This is a genomic window from Flavobacterium beibuense, assembly GCF_004151245.1.
Classification (GTDB): domain Bacteria; phylum Bacteroidota; class Bacteroidia; order Flavobacteriales; family Flavobacteriaceae; genus Flavobacterium; species Flavobacterium beibuense_A.
Genome location: NZ_JUIW01000010.1, coordinates 97,304 through 116,819, shown reverse-complemented (window position 1 = coordinate 116,819; position 19,516 = coordinate 97,304). Strand labels below are relative to the sequence as shown.

The following is a 19,516-nucleotide window of genomic DNA, read 5'->3' as shown; positions in this document are numbered from 1 at the left end:
AAATATAAAACGGCTCACGATCGTGAGCCGTTATTTTTTTCTTTAAACCTTATTTCTTGCGGCAAAGGCGTACAAAGCGTTTTGTTTACAATTTTTTCACGCATCATTTTCTTTTTATTAAAATGACGGGATATATTTTGTATTATATCTGTGAAATTGTCTTTATCTCCATTTTGATAAAAAAACAATTTTATAGATCGACAATTTTGATGTTCAAATATAGTATTAAGCAAAATCCTATCCGATAACCCACAAGAATGGCCCATGATATACACCTGAAACTTATCCCTCTCAACAAAATCTAAAAGTTTACGATAATTAGGGTTTTGCAGGTATTGAAATGATTTTATATTTCTTAAATACTCATTATCATCTTTATCCTCAATCTTTTTATAATCATTATCCATCTCATCGCCAAAACCAAAATTCATTTTATTTTTAGGATTATTTAATTCTCCATGAATATGTAACAATGTGTTCGTACCATAATAATTCGCATTTGAATTACGCATATTATCCATGTAGCATTTTACAGTAGAAGTATAATTAAAATTCAAAAAAAGATTTTCAATCTCAATTTCTTGTGACCTTATAAAATTTGATATATGATAAGTTTCACCTAAATTATATTCTTTCAGCTTATTATAATAAGACTGAATCTCTTTTCTATCACTTTTTGAAAACTCTTCTCGAAACTTGTTCCAGTCTGTAAATCTATTCATTACATTAAATAGTTCACAAATTTGATTGATTTTATTATTATGAATAGTAAAATCGTATCCCTTATAAATTTTTTCATGTAGGTAATTTTCCAAAAGATTTTTTACTTGTTCAAACTCCTGATTAAGTTGTTTTATATCTCCTGAATATTTAACAGTTTGATCTGGAGTCACTAAAACTTTAAGAATTTTAAAATACTCGTTTTCAATATCTACCCAATTCTTTATTTCCCTTTTACTACAGATATTCTCAAAGAAAGAATTATTATATTTTAAATAACACCTGTCATGTTTATCTTTATATTTTAATTCATAAGCCTCACTGTACTTTTCTATAAAACTTTTAAAACTCGAATAATCTTTTACAATCTTATAGTCAACTTCAGAAATTTTTCTACTTATACTTTTAAAATAAAAATCTACTTCTATTAAATTATCAGAATATGATGAATTAACCAATCCCTTAAAATGCTCAATGACCTTCTCCCAATACCAATCAATAAAATCGCAATACCCAGTTGGTAAACCGTGTGCAAGATCAAAACCATTGCCTATAATAACAAGTCTATTCATAGAAAGGTGTGTTAGTATTTCAAAGATAACTATTTAACAAAAATTTGCTTAGCCTTTTTTATAGAGATAGAGTATTTTTGCAACAACACACCCCTAGCCTCTCTCAAGAGGGGAACACTCTTAAACACAAAGAAGAAGGGGTTAACCTGAAACCTGAAACTTGAAACATCTTCATTATAAAAACGCGGCTGTTAGCTATACCGACACTGGAAACGGAAAAGTAATCGTGCTGCTGCATGGCTTTTTAGAAAACAGTACGATGTGGGAACACTATGTAGCGGAGTTTTCAAAATACTACCGTGTTATAACCATAGACCTTTTAGGTCATGGCCAAACCGATTGTATAGGCTACATACATACCATGGAAGATATGGCTGATGTTGTTTATGCCGTATTGGAGGAACTAAATATTACAAAAGCTGTTTTTGTGGGCCACTCTATGGGAGGTTATGTTTCACTGGCCATAGCAGAGCTGTATCCTGATATGGTTAAGGGTATTGTGTTGCAAAATTCTACATCACGTCCCGATAGTGAGGAACGCAAACTAAACCGTGACAGGGCAATTAAAGCGGTAAAGCAAAGCTACACCAACTTTGTACGCCTGGCTATTGCCAATCTTTTTAGCGAGGAGAATCGTGATAGATTAATTAAGGAGATTGAAGCGATACGCAACGAAGCTTTAAAAACCCCTTTACAGGGCATTGTAGCCGCACTGGAAGGTATGAAGGTAAGAAAGGACAGGGAAATGCTTTTACATACCGCAAACTACCCCATACTGCTTGTTTTAGGTAAAAAAGATCCTGTTATGAACTATCAGGACAGCCTAAGCCAGCTTGACGGTACCAACGTAAAGCTTATTACCTATCCCGACGGGCATATGGCTCATATTGAGGACAGGAAAGATTTACAAAGAGATCTTTTAGAGTTTTTCAGAACAATCTATTGACAAAACATAAATAAATACTAATCCATTTTTTCCTCGAACGGAATATCGGGATTTAAAATTTCCTTAATAAGGATTACAAGCTGAGTTTTAAACTCTCCAAGAGTATCGCTATCAATAACATTAGAGGCAGGTGCGCTTCTGTCAAAACCATCCTTAAAGCTAAAATTCATAAAGCCTGTTTTCATATTCTTGAAAGATATAATACCGGCTTCGGTTTCCATACCATTTGCATTAGGCTCATACATAAAAGCATAGGTAAGCAGCTGTATTATCTTTTCGTTCTTAATATCTAATGGTAGTCCGTCCCATGCTTTTAGCACAAGATTACCTTTCTCTACCTTCCCGGTCTTATAATCAACTATCCTTATTTTTCCGTTACGTTGCTCAATGCGGTCTATATTACCTGATATTTTGACAGGGTGAGGCAGCCTGCTGTCTTCCAGTGTACGTTCAAAAGTCTGTTCCAATGCCAGTACTTTTACCGCATCGCCTTCTTCTATAAGTCTTCGTTCCAGTTTTAAAAGATTATGCACGTTACGTTTGGCAACTTCAAAAGCCAACAGGTTACGCCCTTTTTTAATCTCGCCTTCCTTATAAACCAAAACAAACTGACGCATAACCTCATCGTCGGCTAAGGCTTTCATGTCGTCTATACCCTGAACGGTAAGGAATTTATTAAGGAACGGTTTGTATAGTTCTTCAAGAGCACCGTGTATAATAGTACCTAACGTATTAAGCGCAATACTCTCTTCTACCTCATCCACTTCACGGATTCGCAGTACTCTTTGATAATAAAACTGTATAGGATTACGAATATACCCTGTTAATGCCGATGGCGAAAAGCCCTTACCAGTAGCTATCTCCTTAAGCCTTTCCATAACCTTTTCAGATTTTTGTATCACCATAGGCTCATAAGCCTTATCAGGTAAATAAGCATTATAAATGGTACTTTGCAGGTTATGTTGTGGTTTTCTTTCTATTTCAAGTTGGGTAAGGAAACGGCTTCGCTCTCCGGCATCAAGCCCCTCGCTTTCGGTATTGTAAAGCAGGTATACGTTTTTTGCCCTCATAAGCAGATGGTAAAAGTGGTAGCTGTAAATAGCGTCCTTTTCCTTATATGTTGGCAGTCCCAGTTCCCTTTTCACATCATAGGGAATGAATGAATTTTGTGTTTTTCCTGACGGAAACTTCCCTTCATTCATAGACGTGATGATCACATTCTCAAAATCAAGCACACGGCTTTCAAGCACCCCCATAACCTGCAGTCCGGTTAGCGGCTCTCCTTCAAAGGACACCTCTGCCAGTTCGGCAACCTGCTTGTAAATCGTATAAAGCACAGTAAGGCTGTTCATTTCAGGATGTGCCTCGGCATAATTGATAAGCTTATTGATTACCTTAAATACCGAATATAAAAAGGCCTTGGCTATCTTTTCCTCTTCGTCATCATTCCCCATAAATGATTTAAGCGTAAGCAGTATTTCCGAAAGTTGGTTAAGCACCGCCTTTACATCATTATCCCATCGTTCAAAAAGCAGATTAAAAAAAGGTGTGGCCTCTCCCTGAATTTCAAACAGCTTGTTTAAGGAAAAGAAGGTGATATTGTTTTTATTGATAGTCTCAACCAGTTTCGCAGCTCCGGTATGCGGCTCTACCAATGGATGTGTTAGAATATCAAGTACTTCACGATAGTAAAGCGTATAGCTTTTCTCGTTACGGTTTATAGCATTAGTATGCAGCTTAAACAGTTTTTGAATAAGTAATTGCGCAGGATTGTTCTTACTGCTGTACCCCATGGTAATATTAAGACTCCCTACACTTGCAGGAAGGCTATACAGCATTGGGATAAGCATATTTTCCTCTCCCAGTACCAAAGCCGTTTTATCCAGACTATGCCCCTTAGACTGGAGTTTTTCAATGATCTGTCCGGCTATTTTGGCCTGCCCCACGGTTTTGGGCGTACCAATAACCTTAATATTTTTCTCTTTGCTAAAATCGTTAGCAATCCATTCAAACGCTTGTGTATGGTACTCCCTCCAGGATTGTTTAAAGCGCCTTACAAAAAGCCCCGCATCATGGTAAGGATCATTTAAAAAGGTTTCGTCTATATCCCAATATATTTCTGCCTGCCCGGCCGAAAGCAGATGCCTGATAATTTTTTCTTCGGCGGCATTAAGGGCATTAAACCCTGAAAAAATAAGCTTATGTTTTTTAAAGGCATTAGAAAAGTGATTGATGTTACCTACTGCCTCACGATAAATAAGCCCCTGATAGCCAGTTTCTTTCTGCAACAGGTGATTGTATAACGAATCGTAATATAAAGGCAGGAGGTTCCAAAATTCAAGATAATTCTCAATCATTGTGGTCCTGTTTTGTAAATCCAGCGACCAGTGTTTAATATCCTCTATATCCTTTAGGTAAGACAGTACATGTTTTGGATTAAGCAGGTAACGGTCTATTTCATTAAAATCCTGAAGAAGTGTTTTTGCCCAATTTGCAAAATTCTCAAAAGGCTGTTGTTTCTCCTTTTCAGTTATATTTAAGTAAACAGCATAAAATTCAAACAACAGTTCGATAGGATCTATCGATCTTATACCCGATACATTCTGCACAAAATCTTCTATACTAATAATTTCGGGAGCAAAAACAGTTTTGTCCAGTTGCCTTTTTAAGGCCTCCAGTAAAAAAACCTTTGCCCTTTTATTAGGAAGAACAATAACAATATCCTGAAGCTTATCAGGATAGCTATGTACAATCTTTTCGCTTAGCTTATCAAGAAAGGTGTTTTGTGCCATGCCATAAAAATAAAAAAACGCCCCGGAAAAACCGGGGCGTTCTTATTTATTTTGGAAAAGTAAATTATTCCTTGATTAATTTAACTTCTACCCTTCTGTTTTGAGCTTTACCAGCAGCAGTTTTGTTAGAAGCAATTGGTTGAGTTTCACCAAAACCAACAGATCTTAATCTTCCTGCATCGATACCATGCTCAACTAAATATGTTTTAACAGCAGCAGCTCTGTTTTCAGATAGCGTCTGGTTAAGCGCGTTGCTACCATCACTGTCAGTGTGACCTTCAATGCTGAATTTAGCGTGAGGGTACTCTTTAAGGATATTTTTCATGTTTTCAAGAACCGGCATAGTCTCATCTTTAAACGTTGACTTACCACTGTTAAACAGGATAGTTCTTGCATAGTCATTAAGTTGTTTCATTACCTCTTCAGTAACTTCAGGACAACCACGGTTTGCAGCAGTACCTTTTACTTCCGGACACATATCGTCTTTATCAAGAACACCGTCTCCGTCTGAATCTGGCCAAGGACAACCTCCGTTTTCTTTAGGACCAGCCTGAGTAGGACATTTATCGTCTTTATCAGCTATACCATCGCTGTCACCATCAGGACAACCATTAAGTTCTTTAGGACCTGCAACATCCGGACAAGCGTCGCTTCTGTCAGCTATACCGTCTCCATCTGAATCAGGACATCCCTGGAACTCAGCAGTACCTGCTTCGTTTGGACATTGGTCATCTTTATCTGGGATACCGTCTCCATCTGTATCAGGACATCCCTGGAATTGTTTAAGACCCGGTTCGTTAGGACACATATCGTCTTTGTCATAAATACCGTCTTTATCAGTATCTTTTCCACCAAACTTAAACGTTAAGCCTGCCATGTGCTGGAAGTGTGACGGAACCTCAACTCTGTCAGCAAAAGATTTTTTGTAACCTGACTGAAGAGTGAATGCTACATTTTCTGTTACCCAGAAATTAAACTGAGCACCAAAGTTGAAAGTACCAGTATTTTCATCTCCCCACCATAAATAGCCTCCACCTACATAAAGTGCAGGATCAAACCATTTAGAGTTAAGCGGCTTCATGAAGCTGTATTTAACTGCAGCGTCAAGGCCAAAATAGCTCAAATCGCCAGGATTTGTTACAATACGGTTTCCGTTTACATCCCTCTCTACCAGTTTATCAATTCTGTTTACTGTACCGGTTAAACCAACAGAAAGATTTGACCCAACATAGCGGGACACATTAAGATAAGATACTGACGGAAGAATGTTCCAATGGTCTTTCGCATCAAAGAACTGGCTGAATCTGTCTCCAAAATCGTCAGCAGTACTTGTTCTTGTATCAACTGCGTTAACACCAAAGGAAACAGCCCATGGATTGTTCTCGTCCTGCGCTTGTGCATTAAAGCCCACAGCCATACATGCAGCGACGATTAGTTTGTTAAGATGTTTCATACTTTTTTTATTTAATTACAAATAGGTTATAGTAAACAAATTTAGCTCGTTAAGTAATACTAACAAAACGATTTATTAAAAATTATCCTACTTATAAGCCTAAAATGTAGTTAAATTATCGTTAATTCCCGGCCAACTTCCGTAAAAGCAGCAATTGCCTTATCCAAATGCTCTTTTGTATGAGCAGCCGATAATTGTACACGGATACGTGCTTTTTCCTTAGGGACAACCGGGAAGAAGAAACCAATAACGTAAATACCTTTCTTTAAAAGCTTATCGGCCATTACCTGAGAAAGCTTTGCATCATATAACATAACAGGCACAATAGCCGAGTCTCCGTCTATAATATCAAAACCGGCATTTTTCATACCTTCTTTAAAATAATTGGTATTCCACTCAAGTCTGTCTCTTAATTCTGTATTCCTACCTAAAAGCTCAAACACTTTTATAGAAGCCCCTACAATTGAAGGCGCTAAAGAATTAGAGAATAAGTATGGTCTTGAACGCTGCCTAAGCATTTCTATAATTTCTTTTTTACCTGTAGTATAACCGCCCATAGCACCTCCAAGCGCTTTACCTAGCGTACCGGTTATAATATCTACTCTGCCCATAACATTTTTAGCTTCAAGGGTACCTTTACCTGTAGCACCTATAAAGCCTGCTGCGTGACACTCATCTACCATTACCATGGCATCATATTTATCTGCAAGGTCACATATTTTATCAAGCGGAGCTACAAGTCCGTCCATAGAGAAAACACCATCGGTAACAATTATCTTAAACCTTCTGTTTTCTGCATTGGCTTTTATAAGCTGCTGCTCCAGTTCTTCCATATTATTATTCTCATAACGGTAACGTGCCGCTTTACATAAACGAACACCATCTATAATAGAGGCATGGTTAAGGCTGTCTGAAATAATTGCGTCCTCTTCACCTAAAAGCGGCTCAAAAACACCACCGTTAGCATCAAAGGCTGCTGCATAAAGAATAGTATCTTCCGTTCCGTAGAATTCAGCAATTTTTTGCTCCAGTGTTTTGTGTATATCCTGAGTACCGCAAATAAACCTTACCGAAGACATACCGAATCCATGAGTATCAAGAGCATCTTTAGCTGCCTGAACTACCTCCGGGTGAGATGAAAGCCCAAGATAATTGTTCGCACAAAAGTTTAATACTTTTTGTCCTGACTCAAGGGTAATTTCAGCGTCCTGAGGTGAAGCTATAATACGCTCTTTTTTATATAATCCGTTTTCTTTGATAGTTTCCAGCTCCTTAGCTAAATACTCTTTAATTTTTCCGTACATAATTTGTTAGTTATTTTATTAAAAGTGTTGAGGAGACACTAATTATGCGACAAATGTACCACATTTATATTTTCTGATATATACACCAATGCTTTTTTAGCCACCTCATAACCCATTTCTTCCAATGCCTTTTCATACTCTGCCAGCTGTGTTTCATAGCGTGATGTATGTGCTCCTGTTTTATAATCCAGCAGCCATGCCTTATTACCTTTTATGGTTACCCTGTCGGGTTTAATGTTCTGAATATTTTTCCTGATAATGTTCTGCTCATTAAACACAATACTATCCGGAGCAAAAAATTCCTTAAGTTCATCGTGCTGAACAATAGCATGCAAACTTTGTTTAATTTCTTCTTCCTGCAGTTTTGTAATAAGCCCTGCTTCTATTGCTTTTACAATCGCAAGCTCTATATCATCGGCTGTATGCACAAACGATAATATTTCGTGCATTACGTTACCAAACTCAATTGCCTTAAGCTGATGTGTTCCCCACATAAGGGATTCTCTTTGGGCTATTTTCACTCCCCTCGGACTAAACCTTTCTTTAACCACTTCTATAGTCTGCTGGTTAGAAACATATTCTTTAGTTCCGGATATTTTTTCCGGACTACCAAATTCATATCGGGCTATACGGTTATCAAAAACACCTTTCTGCATCAGGTATTTTATAAAATAAGATGACATGTTATTGGTCAGTTCGCCTTTAGAAGTAAAGTTCCTGTTAGATATAATATACAGTTGCTCCTCTGCTCTTGTTAATGCCACATACAGGATGTTAATGTTATCAAGCATTTCTTCCTGCGACTTTATCATATACAGCTCTGAAGCCTTATCTCCATATTCGGCAACTTCCTTTTTACTATCAATAAGTGCTTTTTGAAAACCCAGTGTTTCATCATCCAGTTCAAGCCACATTTTGTCACGCGGCGATTTTGCATAATCCTCTTCTGCAAAAGGGAATATCACTACCGGAAATTCCAAACCTTTTGATTTGTGGATAGTCATAATCCTTACAGCATCATTTCCTTCCGGAGAAGGTATGCTGAATTTTGACCCGTTGTTATCCCAATATTCCAGAAAGTCGGCTATACCTGATTGTGCCCTTACATCTTTTTCAAGCACCAGGTCAAGAAAATACTGTACATACGACTGGTTCCCCTTTTCCTTTATAAAGGCATCTATAATAGTTTCTACCGCTTCATAAAGCGATCGTTTCCTACAATTCTTAAATGAGATACTTATTCCATAATTTTCCAGCCAGGATTCAAGAGCCTGCTCCGTAGGCTGCTCCATTCCTTCGGCAATAAAATCATGTGTTCTTTCTCCTAAGCCTCGACTATTGGCTGCAAAATAAAGGAAATGGGCTTTAGCCTCTTTATTCACATTGCTTTTAAGATAGCGTAATAAGTTGATAATTAACTTTACTTCAGCCGCATTTTCTATAAGCAATGTTTCTGAAGACAAAATCGGGATTTTATTCTCGGTCAGAAAATTGGCAAGCAGTACACCCGGCTGTCTCCTGCGGGTAAGTAATACAATATCCCTGTACTTAAATCCTTTTTCTTTTACTTCCTGTATTGTCTGTAAAACAGCTTCAAGATATAGCTCATTTTTATCGGGAGTTTCTTCTGTCTCTTCATCCTGCTGTATTTCGGGAAGGAACGAAATATTTACATAGCCTCCGGTTTTATCATTAAATTCCTGCTTGCTGTGATTGGCATATAAATCTTTATAATCGGCATCCTCAAATTCTCCCGAGAGCAATGAGAAGAATTCATTATTAAAATTAATCACCTCGCTATAACTCCTGTAATTCTGGCCTAACTCTATAATCTCCTTATCAGGATTTGAAAAAGGGTTAAACTCCTTACTCAGTTCAATAAACTGTTCGGCCTTACCGCCTCTCCATCGGTAAATAGACTGTTTAGGATCACCTACTATCATAAGTGAACCTTTTACCCCCATATCTTCAGAAGATAATGAGTTATCTATAAGAGGTATCAGGTTATGCCATTGCATTTGTGAGGTATCCTGAAACTCGTCTATAAAAAAGTGCCTGTACCTCTCCCCTAATCTTTCATAAATAAAAGGAGCAGGCTGGTTCTGGATCTCTTTATATATAATGGCGTTAAACTCTGATATGGAAAGTACATTCTGCTCTTTTTGTATGCGATCCAGTTCCTGACTTATAGAATTAAGTAACGATAAGGGGGTAATATTTTTAAGGAACGCTTCATAAAAGCTTTTCTTTTCATAGTTCCTATACACCTTTTGAAGCATGTTGAGCAACTCTACTGAAACGGAATCAATTATATCTTTATCTTTTGCCGTTTTATTTACGGCTATATCTTCCGGCTCATGGTATTTTTTATGTGTCGATTTGAGCTCCCCTTTTTGTATATAACCTATGTGATTAGGAAATGTACCTCTTGAAAACGATTTTAAGTCTATACCTTTTTGTTCCAGTAAAACAAAAAGAGAATCACCCAGAGCTTTGCTTTCGACTTCAAGTTCTGCTATGTTCTGTCGCAGTTTTTCCTTTACAAACAAAAACTCCTCAATAGGCTTATCCTTAAAGTGGACTACCTCATTACGATTGTTTTCGTTTATAAGCAGTTTACCTATTTCAAAAAGCTCATAGGTTACATCCCAGCTTTTATCATTATCGGTTTTATCTACAGAAAAGTCTACCAATAAACTTGTAAGCACATCATTCTCTCCCGCTTTAGCAATAATGGCATCAACCGCTTCCTGTAACAGGTTTTCGGTTTCAAGCGAAACATCAAAAGACACCGAAAGATTCAAATCGTGTGCAAAAGCACGTATTACCTTATGGGTAAAACGGTCTATAGTAGAAATATCAAAAGAAGCATAATTGTGTATTATGTTTTTAATAATGGCTCTCGACTTATCTTTTATGGTAGCTAATGATAAGCCAGTTTCTACAGAAAGACTCTTCATTAATGCCTCGGCCTTTACATCAGGTTCGTCTTTTGAGAACTCCGAAAGGTTAGTAATAATCCTACTCTTCATTTCCTCTACCGCTTTATTGGTAAAGGTTATGGCAAGAATTTTACGATAAGCATCATCTGTAGGAGCACGCAACAGGATTTTAAGATACTCTTTTACAAGCATGTATGTTTTTCCTGAACCTGCAGAAGCATTATATATTGAAAAGGCTGTGTTTTTCACTAAGTTATTTTACGGATTTAGTATTTAGTAAGAGAAATTATAACAAAATCTTATTTCATTATAAAGCTTAAAATTTCTAAATTTGGATTAAAATTAATATTAATCTTTTAAATTTAGACATATTATGGCTTTTGAATTACCAAAACTTCCTTATGCGTATGATGCGCTGGAGCCTCACATTGATGCACGCACTATGGAAATACACCATACTAAACACCATAATGCTTATACAACCAACCTTAATAACGCAATAGACGGAACTGATCTTGAGGGAAAAACGATAGATAATATCCTTATCAACCTTGACATGTCTAATGCTGCTTTAAGAAACAATGGCGGAGGTTACTACAACCACAACCTTTTCTGGCAGGTACTTTCTCCAAAAGGAGGAGGAGAGCCTACAGGTGAGCTTGAAGCTGCTATTGAAAAAGCATTTGGTTCTTTTGCTGAGTTTAAGGCAAAATTTGCTAAGGCTGCTGCTACTCAATTTGGTTCAGGATGGGCATGGTTGTGCGTACACAAAGGAGGTAAACTTGATATTTGTGCTACACCTAACCAGGATAACCCATTAATGCCGGAAGTGGGTTGCGGAGGTACCCCGATACTTGGACTTGACGTATGGGAACACGCTTACTACCTAAATTACCAGAACAGAAGACCTGACTATATTGAGGCTTTCTTTAATGTTATTAACTGGGAAGAAGTTGCAAGACGTTACGCTAACGAAAAATAAGCATTAAATAATTATTAATATTTATTTTTTAAATAAAAGAAAAAGGGAGCTCAAATGAGTTCCCTTTTTTGCTGTAATCAGCTATAAATTAAACGATTTAAATGTTTTTAAAAAATAAGAAGGGGAACATAGTTCCCCTTCTTTGCCCCCAAAAATACCGTAAAAATTAATTTACTAATGCTATTTTGCCGTAAAACTAAGACTACCTTCGATAATTTGCAAGTTTTTTAATCAAAAATCGGGTAAAAAGTTCAAAAAATCGACGAAATGCATCCTTAGAACCTAATTAATAGGCTCTTGCATCATTCCCTTCATAAAAGTTTATAAACGCCCTGTTAACCACACGGTTACCTCCATGAGTTGGGTAATCACCTGTAAAGTACCAGTCCCCTAAATTCTTAGGACACGCTTTATGAAGGTTCTCCACACTCTGGAAAATAATTTTTACCTCAGCATTTATATCATCTGAACTTAACATTTCGGCAATCTTATCTGATATCTCCTGGTCGGTAAATGGCGCATAGAACTCTTTTACATAGTTCACTACTTCATCATCCGGCAGGTTTTCCTGTGCTTTCGACTTTTTATATACTTCTTCAACGATATGCTCCATCCCTCTTTCCTTAAGAAGCTCATGAGCGGCTTTAAAGGCTATCAGGCCTTCTAACTTAGCCATATCTATACCATAACAGTCCGGATACCTTATTTGTGGCGCAGAAGACACTACAACAATTCGTTTAGGATTTAGCCTGTCCATCATTTTTATGATGCTCTTTTTAAGCGTTGTACCCCTAACGATACTGTCGTCAATAATTACAAGGTTATCTTCCGGTTTAATAACACCGTAAGTAACATCATAAACATGAGCCACTAAATCATCCCTGCTGCTATCCTCTGTAATAAAGGTTCTTAGCTTAGCATCCTTAATAGCCACTTTCTCTGTACGTATCTTAACCGAAAGAAGTTCTTTAAGAGTTTCTTCTGTAAGTGTGGTCCTGTTGTTAAGTATATAATCATTCTTTCTCTGGTTAAGGAAATCCTGAGCGGCTTCTACCATACCAAAGAAAGAAGTTTCTGCTGTGTTTGGAATGTAAGAGAATACAGCATTATCTGTATCACTGTCTATAGCTTCAAGAACCTGAGGCAATACTAAACGGCCCAGTTCTTTACGCTCTTCATATATCTCGGCATCGCTACCCCTTGAGAAATAGATTCTCTCAAAAGAACATGATTTTTTAGGCAGTGCAGGAATAATTTCCTCAATATTTGTCTCACCGCTTTTCTTAATGATAATTGCGTTACCGGGAGTAAGCTCCTGTACAGCATCAAAAGGAACATTAAATACAGTTTGGATAACCGGCCTTTCTGAAGCCACTACAACAACTTCATCATCCTGGTAGTAGTATGCCGGACGGATACCCGCCGGATCTCTCATTACAAATGAATCACCGTGTCCTATTAAACCGGCCATAGCATAACCGCCGTCCCATTTTTTAGAAGCACGTTTAAGTATTTTAGCAACATTAAGCCTTTCTGCAATTACTGCCGAGGCTTCCTGTTTTGTATAACCTTCATTTTTACACTGCTGGTAGATTTCCATTACATCCTCGTCAAGGAAGTGGCCTATCTTTTCCATAACCGTTACCGTATCGGCAAGTTCTTTAGGATGCTGACCCAATTCTACAAGGCTGTCAAAAAGCTCCTTAACATTAGTAAGGTTAAAGTTACCCGCAACGATAAGGTTACGGTGCATCCAGTTATTTTGACGAAGGAATGGGTGAACACTCTCTATACTGTTTTTACCAAAAGTACCATACCTTACGTGTCCTAAAAACACTTCGCCTATGTAAGGAACATTTTCTTTTTGCAACTGTACATTATCAGCATATTCAGGATGAGCAGCCATCTCCTCATTAATCCTTCCGTTTATCTGCATAAAGATATCCTGTATAGGCTGCGGCTGATTAGAACGTACCCTGCTTATGTAACGCTGCCCCGGTTTTAAATCCATTTTGATGCTGGCAAATCCTGCACCGTCCTGGCCGCGGTTATGCTGCTTTTCCATCAGCAAATACATTTTCTGCACTCCGTAAAAAGCCGTTCCGTATTTTTCTTTATAATACTCTAAAGGCTTACGTAATCTTAATAGTGCTATACCACATTCATGCTTTAAAGCGTCACTCATAGTTGTGTATTGTTGTGTTTATTAAAAAAAGCCCCACAGTGAGGCCTTAGTATTTTTTACTCTTCTTCGTTATCAAGTCCCAGCGAGATGTCAAACTGGGTTAAAGCCTTAAACTGTTGCAGGCGGTCTAATACCTCCTCCTTCTGCAGGCGTTCCATCCTTTGTGTACCAAACTCCTCTACGCAAAAAGAAGCGAGAGTGGAACCATAAATAATCGCGTTTTTCATATTCTTAAAAGACAGGTTTTCGCTTTGCGCTATATAACCTGCAAACCCTCCTGCAAAAGTATCGCCTGCTCCTGTTGGGTCAAACACTTCCTCAAGCGGAAGCGCCGGTGCATAAAACACCTGCTTATCGTGAAACAGCAATGCGCCGTGTTCTCCTTTTTTAATTACTACAAATTCCGGGCCCATTTTCTGGATTTTAGCAGCCGCCTTAACCAGCGAATATTCTCCCGTCAATTGTCTTGCTTCCTCGTCATTAACCGTTATAACATCTACACGTTTAATAACTTCTTTAAGTTCCGGCAGCGCACAGTCCATCCAAAAATTCATTGTATCAAGCACTACAAGCTTAGGCGCTGCATCCATTTGGTCAAGAACGCTAATCTGTACAAGCGGATGCAGGTTACCTAACATAACCACATCGGCATCTTTAAAGTTTTGAGGAACTATAGGCTGAAAATCGCCCAATACATTTAATTGCGTTTCCAGTGTATCTCTTGAGTTAAGATCGTTATGGTAACGCCCTTTCCAGAAAAAGGTCTTACCTCCCTTAACTACCTCGATAGCCGAAACATCAATTCCCCTGTTTGAAAATAAGTCGATATATTCCTGTGGAAAGTCTTCCCCAACAATTGAAACAATAGCCGACTGTACTTTGAAAAATGAAGATGCAAGCCCTATGTATGTGCCCGCGCCACCCAGTATCTTATCGGTTTTACCGAAAGGTGTTTCGATAGCATCAAAAGCAACTGAACCTACAATAAGTAATTTATTCATAAACAGGATTAAAAATGAAGGTGCAAAGATACTTCATTAGTTGGATAACAGCAAATTTGTCCATAAAATTCATTTATAGTAATCAAGGGGATTTTTTATAGTTTGTCGTGATATGCCCCATCCTTTGTCCGTTATGCACCCTTTACAGGTAAATCATTACATATAACTTTGTAATATTCTTAAAATCAGTCAAATAAAAATATTATGAAAAATTCAGTCAAAGAGCCGCTTACTGTTAATTTATGGTTTGAAAAAGATGCAGAGGAAGCTGCCAAATTTTACACCTCAATATTTAGTGATGGTGAAATTTTAGGCACTTTTAGATATGGAAAAGAAGGACAGGAAATTCACGGTATGCCGGAGGGAGCACTAATGACAATTGAGTTTATGGCACACGGCACTAAATTCGTAGGATTGAATGGTGGCCCGCTATTTAAATTCAACGAGTCGGTTTCCTTTATCATCAAATGTGAAGACCAGGAAGAAGTAGACTACTACTGGAACAAACTTGGCGAAGGAGGGAATCCTGAATCAAAACAATGCGGATGGCTTAAAGATAAGTATGGGGTATCGTGGCAGGTTGTACCTAAAGTACTCTACAAACTACTTAGCGACTCTGACAAGACCAAAACCGGAAAAATGATGAATGCCCTGCTGGAAATGGAAAAACTGGATATTGCTAAACTAGAAGAAGCCTTTAACAGCTAAAAAAAATATACAAATACTACAATCCGCTACAAATTAACGTAGCGGATTTTTTATTTTTACTACAAATCAACACCTATGAAAAAACTCCTTATAATCCTTTCTATTTTACTTACTTTCAGCATACTTACTGTTTATCTATTTATATTTTCAAACATTGTTTTCCCCTGGCAAAAAGACGAAGTAATAAAAACCACTTTAGAATGGGGCGGGTTAACCGAATTGCCCTTTGACAATGAAGATATAAAAGTTTCCAAAAAAGGAAGCATTTTTACAAGACAGTATATTCTTGAATTTACTACGGGCAAAAGTGAAATAGAAAATTAGATTGAGAAAAGTGAAAAACTAAAAAAATACCTGCTAAAGAAATAGGAAAAACTAAAATTTATAACATTGACGGAGAAAAAGGAGCAATGGGCGGGATATTAAAAATAAAAGATACTTTAGTAACACTAATCATAAGCTGGAGTTAACAAAATGGAATCTGCAACAAATAACATAAAGAGCCTGTTAGACAGAAGCGACTACGAAATATATCCTGATTTCCTAAACTTTTACATTGATAGCTACTGGCTGGATGAAAAGCTTGAAGAGCTTTATCCGGCACAATCGTTTAAAGGACTTATTCCTACATTAAGCCCTTCTATACAAAGTGAATCTGAAAAAGAAGTAGTATGGAACCGAATACTTCCTCTCAAAAACACATCATCAATTTGCCCAATACTCATGTGTCCTGATGATTGTGATTTTTCATGCACATTAATTGTCGCCGAAATATACAATATTGGAGAACAAATTCATTGGAAAAAGATAGGCATTGACAAGACAAAAGAGTGGGACCCCAACAAAACAGGATCAACTGTGGAGTGGCTTAGTAAAGTAGCACCATATAAATTTTGTACTGAAGATTATATCAAAATGCTTGACAACTTTAGAGCTCAATTTTAAAGCAACTTCTCCCCTTCTGCCTCATAGTAAGCATCAATATTAAGCACAGGCTGTTGCGAAGCCATAACCGCAAGTTGGTCGCAGCGCTCATTTTGCGGATGATTGTTGTGCCCTTTAATCCATTTAAAATCTACTTTATGCTGCCTGTATATTTTAAGGAAACGCTTCCATAAATCGGGATTCTTTTTTCCGGCATAACCTTTTTTCTCCCAACCAAAAACCCAGCCTTTTGTAACCGAATCTACCACATACTTGGAATCGGAAACTACAAGAACGGCCATTCCGGGAGTTTTTAATTTTTCAAGACCCACAATAACAGCAAGCAGCTCCATTCGGTTATTGGTAGTAAGCCGGAAGCCTTCATAAAACTCCCTTTTATAACCGGTACCTACCTGCTCCATAACCACACCATAACCGCCCGGCCCGGGGTTGCCCTTGGCTGCGCCATCAGTGTATATATGTATTTGATATGCCATTTTTTAGTGGATTTGGTTGATTATGTAAAGAGAGCTTCAGAAGCAAATTATCAAATTAGCCCTGCAAAAGTTCTTCAATAATTCTTGGAAAATACTCGTGCTCCAGTGATAGCACTTTTAGCGCAACATCTTCGGGGGTAAGGCATTCTTCAACAGCAATAGCCTGTTGGAATATTATATTACCCTCATCATAATCATCATTTACATAATGAATGGTAATACCGCTTTCTTTCTCCTTATTTTCAAGAACTGCCCTGTGTACATTTATACCATACATACCCTTACCTCCATATTTAGGCAACAATGCCGGATGTATATTGATAACCTTATTAGGGTATTGGTCAATAATATTTGAAGGAAATTTCCACAAAAAACCGGCTAAAACTATAATGTCTGGATTTAAAGCCTGCACTTTTTGCAGTACAATATCGCTGTTAAGCTCCTCACGATTAAATACAAAAACAGGTACATTATAGTTTTTTGCCCTGTCTATTGCACCCGCATTTGGGTTGTTAGTAAACAGTCCAACTACATCAAAATTCTCCTTTTCCGCAAAGTATTCCATGATCTTTTCGGCGTTAGACCCCCCTCCCGAAGCAAAAAGTACTATGTTTTTCATACCTTTTTTAATTTTTTTTCACACTGCAAAAAAAAGAATAATAAACTGTAAAATAAAGGCTCTCTGGCAAATTTGTGAAATTAATTTTTTATTTTAGTAGTCAATTTTTTTAGTAAAACATGGTTTTAAAATAAAGTTTTTTATTTTTGCCATCAATTTAAATTCTAAAATTAAAGATTATGTCAGACATTGCATCAAGAGTAAAAGCGATTATCGTAGACAAATTAGGTGTTGACGAAAACGAAGTTGTAACAGAAGCAAGCTTCACAAATGATCTAGGAGCAGATTCATTAGACACTGTTGAGCTTATCATGGAGTTCGAAAAAGAATTTGACATTCAGATTCCGGACGATCAGGCTGAGAACATCTCTACTGTTGGTCAGGCTATTTCTTACATAGAAGAAGCAAAAAAATAATAAATAATATACATCCATGTATTTGATACATGGATGTTCTTATTTATTGCTTTACCAATTTTTGCGTTACGCTTTGAAAATGAACGGGATTTTCCTTTCATAAATATATCCTGATGCCCATGTTTTCTTACTATTTTTAAAAAGAGACGCATGGGTATTGTTCTATAATTTGAAACTATAAAATTTAACTTATGAAATTAAGAAGAGTTGTAGTAACCGGCTTAGGCGCCCTTACACCAATAGGAAACAACGTTGAAGAGTACTGGAATGCACTTATCAACGGAGTTAGCGGTGCTGCCCCTATTACATATTTTGATACGACTAACTTCAAAACAAAATTTGCCTGCGAAGTAAAAAATTTCAAGGTAGAAGATTTTATAGACAGAAAAGAAGCAAGGAAAATGGACCGTTACGCTCAGTATGCCATTGTTTCGAGCGATGAGGCTGTAAAAGACGCCAATTTTGATTTTGATAAACTGGATAAAGACAGAGTAGGTGTAATTTGGGGTTCAGGCATTGGAGGTTTAGAGACTTTCCAGGAAGAAGTAATGAACTTTGCTGCCGGTAACGGTACACCAAAATTCAATCCGTTCTTTATTCCTAAAATGATAGCTGATATTGCAGGTGGCCACATTTCTATGAAATATGGTTTCAGAGGACCAAATTTTACTACGGTTTCTGCCTGTGCATCATCAACAAACGCTTTAATAGATGCTTTTAACTACATTCGTTTAGGCCATGCAGATGTTATGGTTACCGGAGGTAGTGAGGCTGCCGTTACCATTGCCGGTATGGGTGGTTTTAATGCTATGCACGCGCTTTCTACAAGAAATGATGACCCTAAAACAGCTTCCCGGCCAATGGACAAAGACCGTGATGGTTTTGTACTTGGTGAAGGAGCAGGATCACTTATTATTGAAGAATATGAGCACGCTATAGCAAGGGGCGCAACTATTTACTGCGAAATTGGCGGAGGCGGAATGAGCGCCGATGCACACCACATAACAGCACCACACCCTGAAGGGCTTGGCGCTAAAAATGTTATGCTAAACTGTTTAAGGGATGCAGGATTACAGCCTACAGACGTAGACGCTGTTAACATGCACGGAACATCTACACCACTTGGAGACATTGCAGAATCTAAAGCAATTCTTGAAGTGTTTGGAGAACATGCATACAACCTTAACCTTAACTCAACAAAGTCTATGACAGGTCACCTTCTTGGTGCTGCCGGGGCTATAGAAGCTATTGCTTCAATACTTTCTATCAAACACGGTATTGTTCCTCCTACCATCAATCACTTTACTGATGACGAGAACATTGACCCTAAACTAAACTTTACTTTTAACAAAGCTCAAAAGAGAGATGTAAAAGTAGCTATAAGCAACACGTTTGGTTTTGGAGGTCACAATGCCTGCGTTTTGGTTAAAAAACTGGAAATATAATTTTCCCGGG

Annotated in this window: 16 protein-coding genes; 7 read left to right on the top strand and 9 right to left on the bottom strand. The window is 37.5% G+C overall.

Going from position 1 to position 19,516, the window contains the following annotated elements; all coding sequences use genetic code 11:
• Nucleotides 1–14: 14 nt before the first annotated feature.
• Entirely contained in the window at nt 15–1,292 is a 1,278-nt protein-coding gene (locus tag NU09_RS14355) for an AbiH family protein (RefSeq protein ID WP_129751996.1), read from the bottom strand.
• Between the two features lie 160 nt (nt 1,293–1,452).
• Between NU09_RS14355 and NU09_RS14350 the strand changes: the two genes are divergently transcribed.
• Nucleotides 1,453–2,238, top strand: a complete 786-nt coding sequence (locus tag NU09_RS14350; RefSeq protein WP_129751995.1) for an alpha/beta fold hydrolase — start codon at nt 1,453–1,455, stop codon at nt 2,236–2,238.
• A gap of 17 nt (nt 2,239–2,255) precedes the next feature.
• Here the strand turns inward: NU09_RS14350 and NU09_RS14345 are convergent, their stop codons facing one another.
• The 4 genes from NU09_RS14345 to NU09_RS14330 all read right to left on the bottom strand — a co-directional run bounded on the left by NU09_RS14345 (nt 2,256) and on the right by NU09_RS14330 (nt 10,978).
• Nucleotides 2,256–5,030, bottom strand: a complete 2,775-nt coding sequence (locus NU09_RS14345; RefSeq protein ID WP_129751994.1) for a PD-(D/E)XK nuclease family protein — start codon at nt 5,028–5,030, stop codon at nt 2,256–2,258.
• A 64-nt stretch (nt 5,031–5,094) separates the two neighbouring features.
• Nucleotides 5,095–6,483, bottom strand: a complete 1,389-nt coding sequence (locus NU09_RS14340; protein ID WP_129751993.1) for an OmpA family protein — start codon at nt 6,481–6,483, stop codon at nt 5,095–5,097.
• A 110-nt stretch (nt 6,484–6,593) separates the two neighbouring features.
• Entirely contained in the window at nt 6,594–7,787 is a 1,194-nt protein-coding gene (gene kbl / locus NU09_RS14335; protein ID WP_129751992.1) for a glycine C-acetyltransferase, read from the bottom strand.
• 38 nt (nt 7,788–7,825) lie between these two features.
• Nucleotides 7,826–10,978, bottom strand: coding sequence for a UvrD-helicase domain-containing protein (locus NU09_RS14330; protein ID WP_129751991.1), 3,153 nt, complete (start codon nt 10,976–10,978; stop codon nt 7,826–7,828).
• Between the two features lie 124 nt (nt 10,979–11,102).
• Between NU09_RS14330 and NU09_RS14325 the strand changes: the two genes are divergently transcribed.
• Nucleotides 11,103–11,711: a superoxide dismutase gene (locus NU09_RS14325; protein WP_129751990.1), complete on the top strand. Its 609-nt coding sequence runs from the start codon at nt 11,103–11,105 to the stop codon at nt 11,709–11,711.
• A gap of 286 nt (nt 11,712–11,997) precedes the next feature.
• On the opposite strand, the gene NU09_RS14320 is transcribed toward NU09_RS14325, so the two are convergent.
• The gene (locus NU09_RS14320) at nt 11,998–13,896 is read right to left on the bottom strand and encodes an amidophosphoribosyltransferase (RefSeq protein WP_129751989.1); all 1,899 of its coding nucleotides are present in this window, start codon (nt 13,894–13,896) and stop codon (nt 11,998–12,000) included.
• 56 nt (nt 13,897–13,952) lie between these two features.
• Nucleotides 13,953–14,897 carry a PfkB family carbohydrate kinase gene (locus NU09_RS14315; protein ID WP_129751988.1) on the bottom strand — a complete coding sequence of 315 codons (945 nt, stop codon included), beginning with the start codon at nt 14,895–14,897 and terminating at the stop codon, nt 13,953–13,955.
• Between the two features lie 204 nt (nt 14,898–15,101).
• On the opposite strand from NU09_RS14315, the gene NU09_RS14310 reads away from it, so the two are divergent.
• The 3 genes from NU09_RS14310 (at nt 15,102) to NU09_RS14300 (ending at nt 16,550) form a co-directional block, all read left to right on the top strand.
• Complete coding sequence (locus NU09_RS14310; RefSeq protein ID WP_129751987.1) at nt 15,102–15,605, top strand: VOC family protein; 504 nt, start codon at nt 15,102–15,104, stop codon at nt 15,603–15,605.
• Between the two features lie 75 nt (nt 15,606–15,680).
• Nucleotides 15,681–15,929: a hypothetical protein gene (locus NU09_RS14305; RefSeq protein ID WP_129751986.1), complete on the top strand. Its 249-nt coding sequence runs from the start codon at nt 15,681–15,683 to the stop codon at nt 15,927–15,929.
• A 150-nt stretch (nt 15,930–16,079) separates the two neighbouring features.
• Nucleotides 16,080–16,550, top strand: coding sequence for a hypothetical protein (locus tag NU09_RS14300; protein ID WP_129751985.1), 471 nt, complete (start codon nt 16,080–16,082; stop codon nt 16,548–16,550).
• On the opposite strand, the gene rnhA is transcribed toward NU09_RS14300, so the two are convergent.
• Both rnhA and NU09_RS14290 read right to left on the bottom strand, forming a co-directional pair.
• Entirely contained in the window at nt 16,547–17,026 is a 480-nt protein-coding gene (gene rnhA, locus NU09_RS14295; RefSeq protein ID WP_129751984.1) for a ribonuclease HI, read from the bottom strand. The genes NU09_RS14300 and rnhA overlap by 4 nt on opposite strands.
• Nucleotides 17,027–17,081: 55 nt before the next feature.
• The gene (locus NU09_RS14290) at nt 17,082–17,645 is read right to left on the bottom strand and encodes a phosphoribosylglycinamide formyltransferase (RefSeq protein WP_129751983.1); all 564 of its coding nucleotides are present in this window, start codon (nt 17,643–17,645) and stop codon (nt 17,082–17,084) included.
• 179 nt (nt 17,646–17,824) lie between these two features.
• On the opposite strand from NU09_RS14290, the gene NU09_RS14285 reads away from it, so the two are divergent.
• Both NU09_RS14285 and fabF read left to right on the top strand, forming a co-directional pair.
• Nucleotides 17,825–18,061, top strand: a complete 237-nt coding sequence (locus NU09_RS14285) for an acyl carrier protein (RefSeq protein WP_019037482.1) — start codon at nt 17,825–17,827, stop codon at nt 18,059–18,061.
• Between the two features lie 191 nt (nt 18,062–18,252).
• Nucleotides 18,253–19,506, top strand: coding sequence for a beta-ketoacyl-ACP synthase II (gene fabF / locus NU09_RS14280; RefSeq protein WP_129751982.1), 1,254 nt, complete (start codon nt 18,253–18,255; stop codon nt 19,504–19,506).
• The last annotated feature ends 10 nt before the right edge of the window (nt 19,507–19,516 follow it).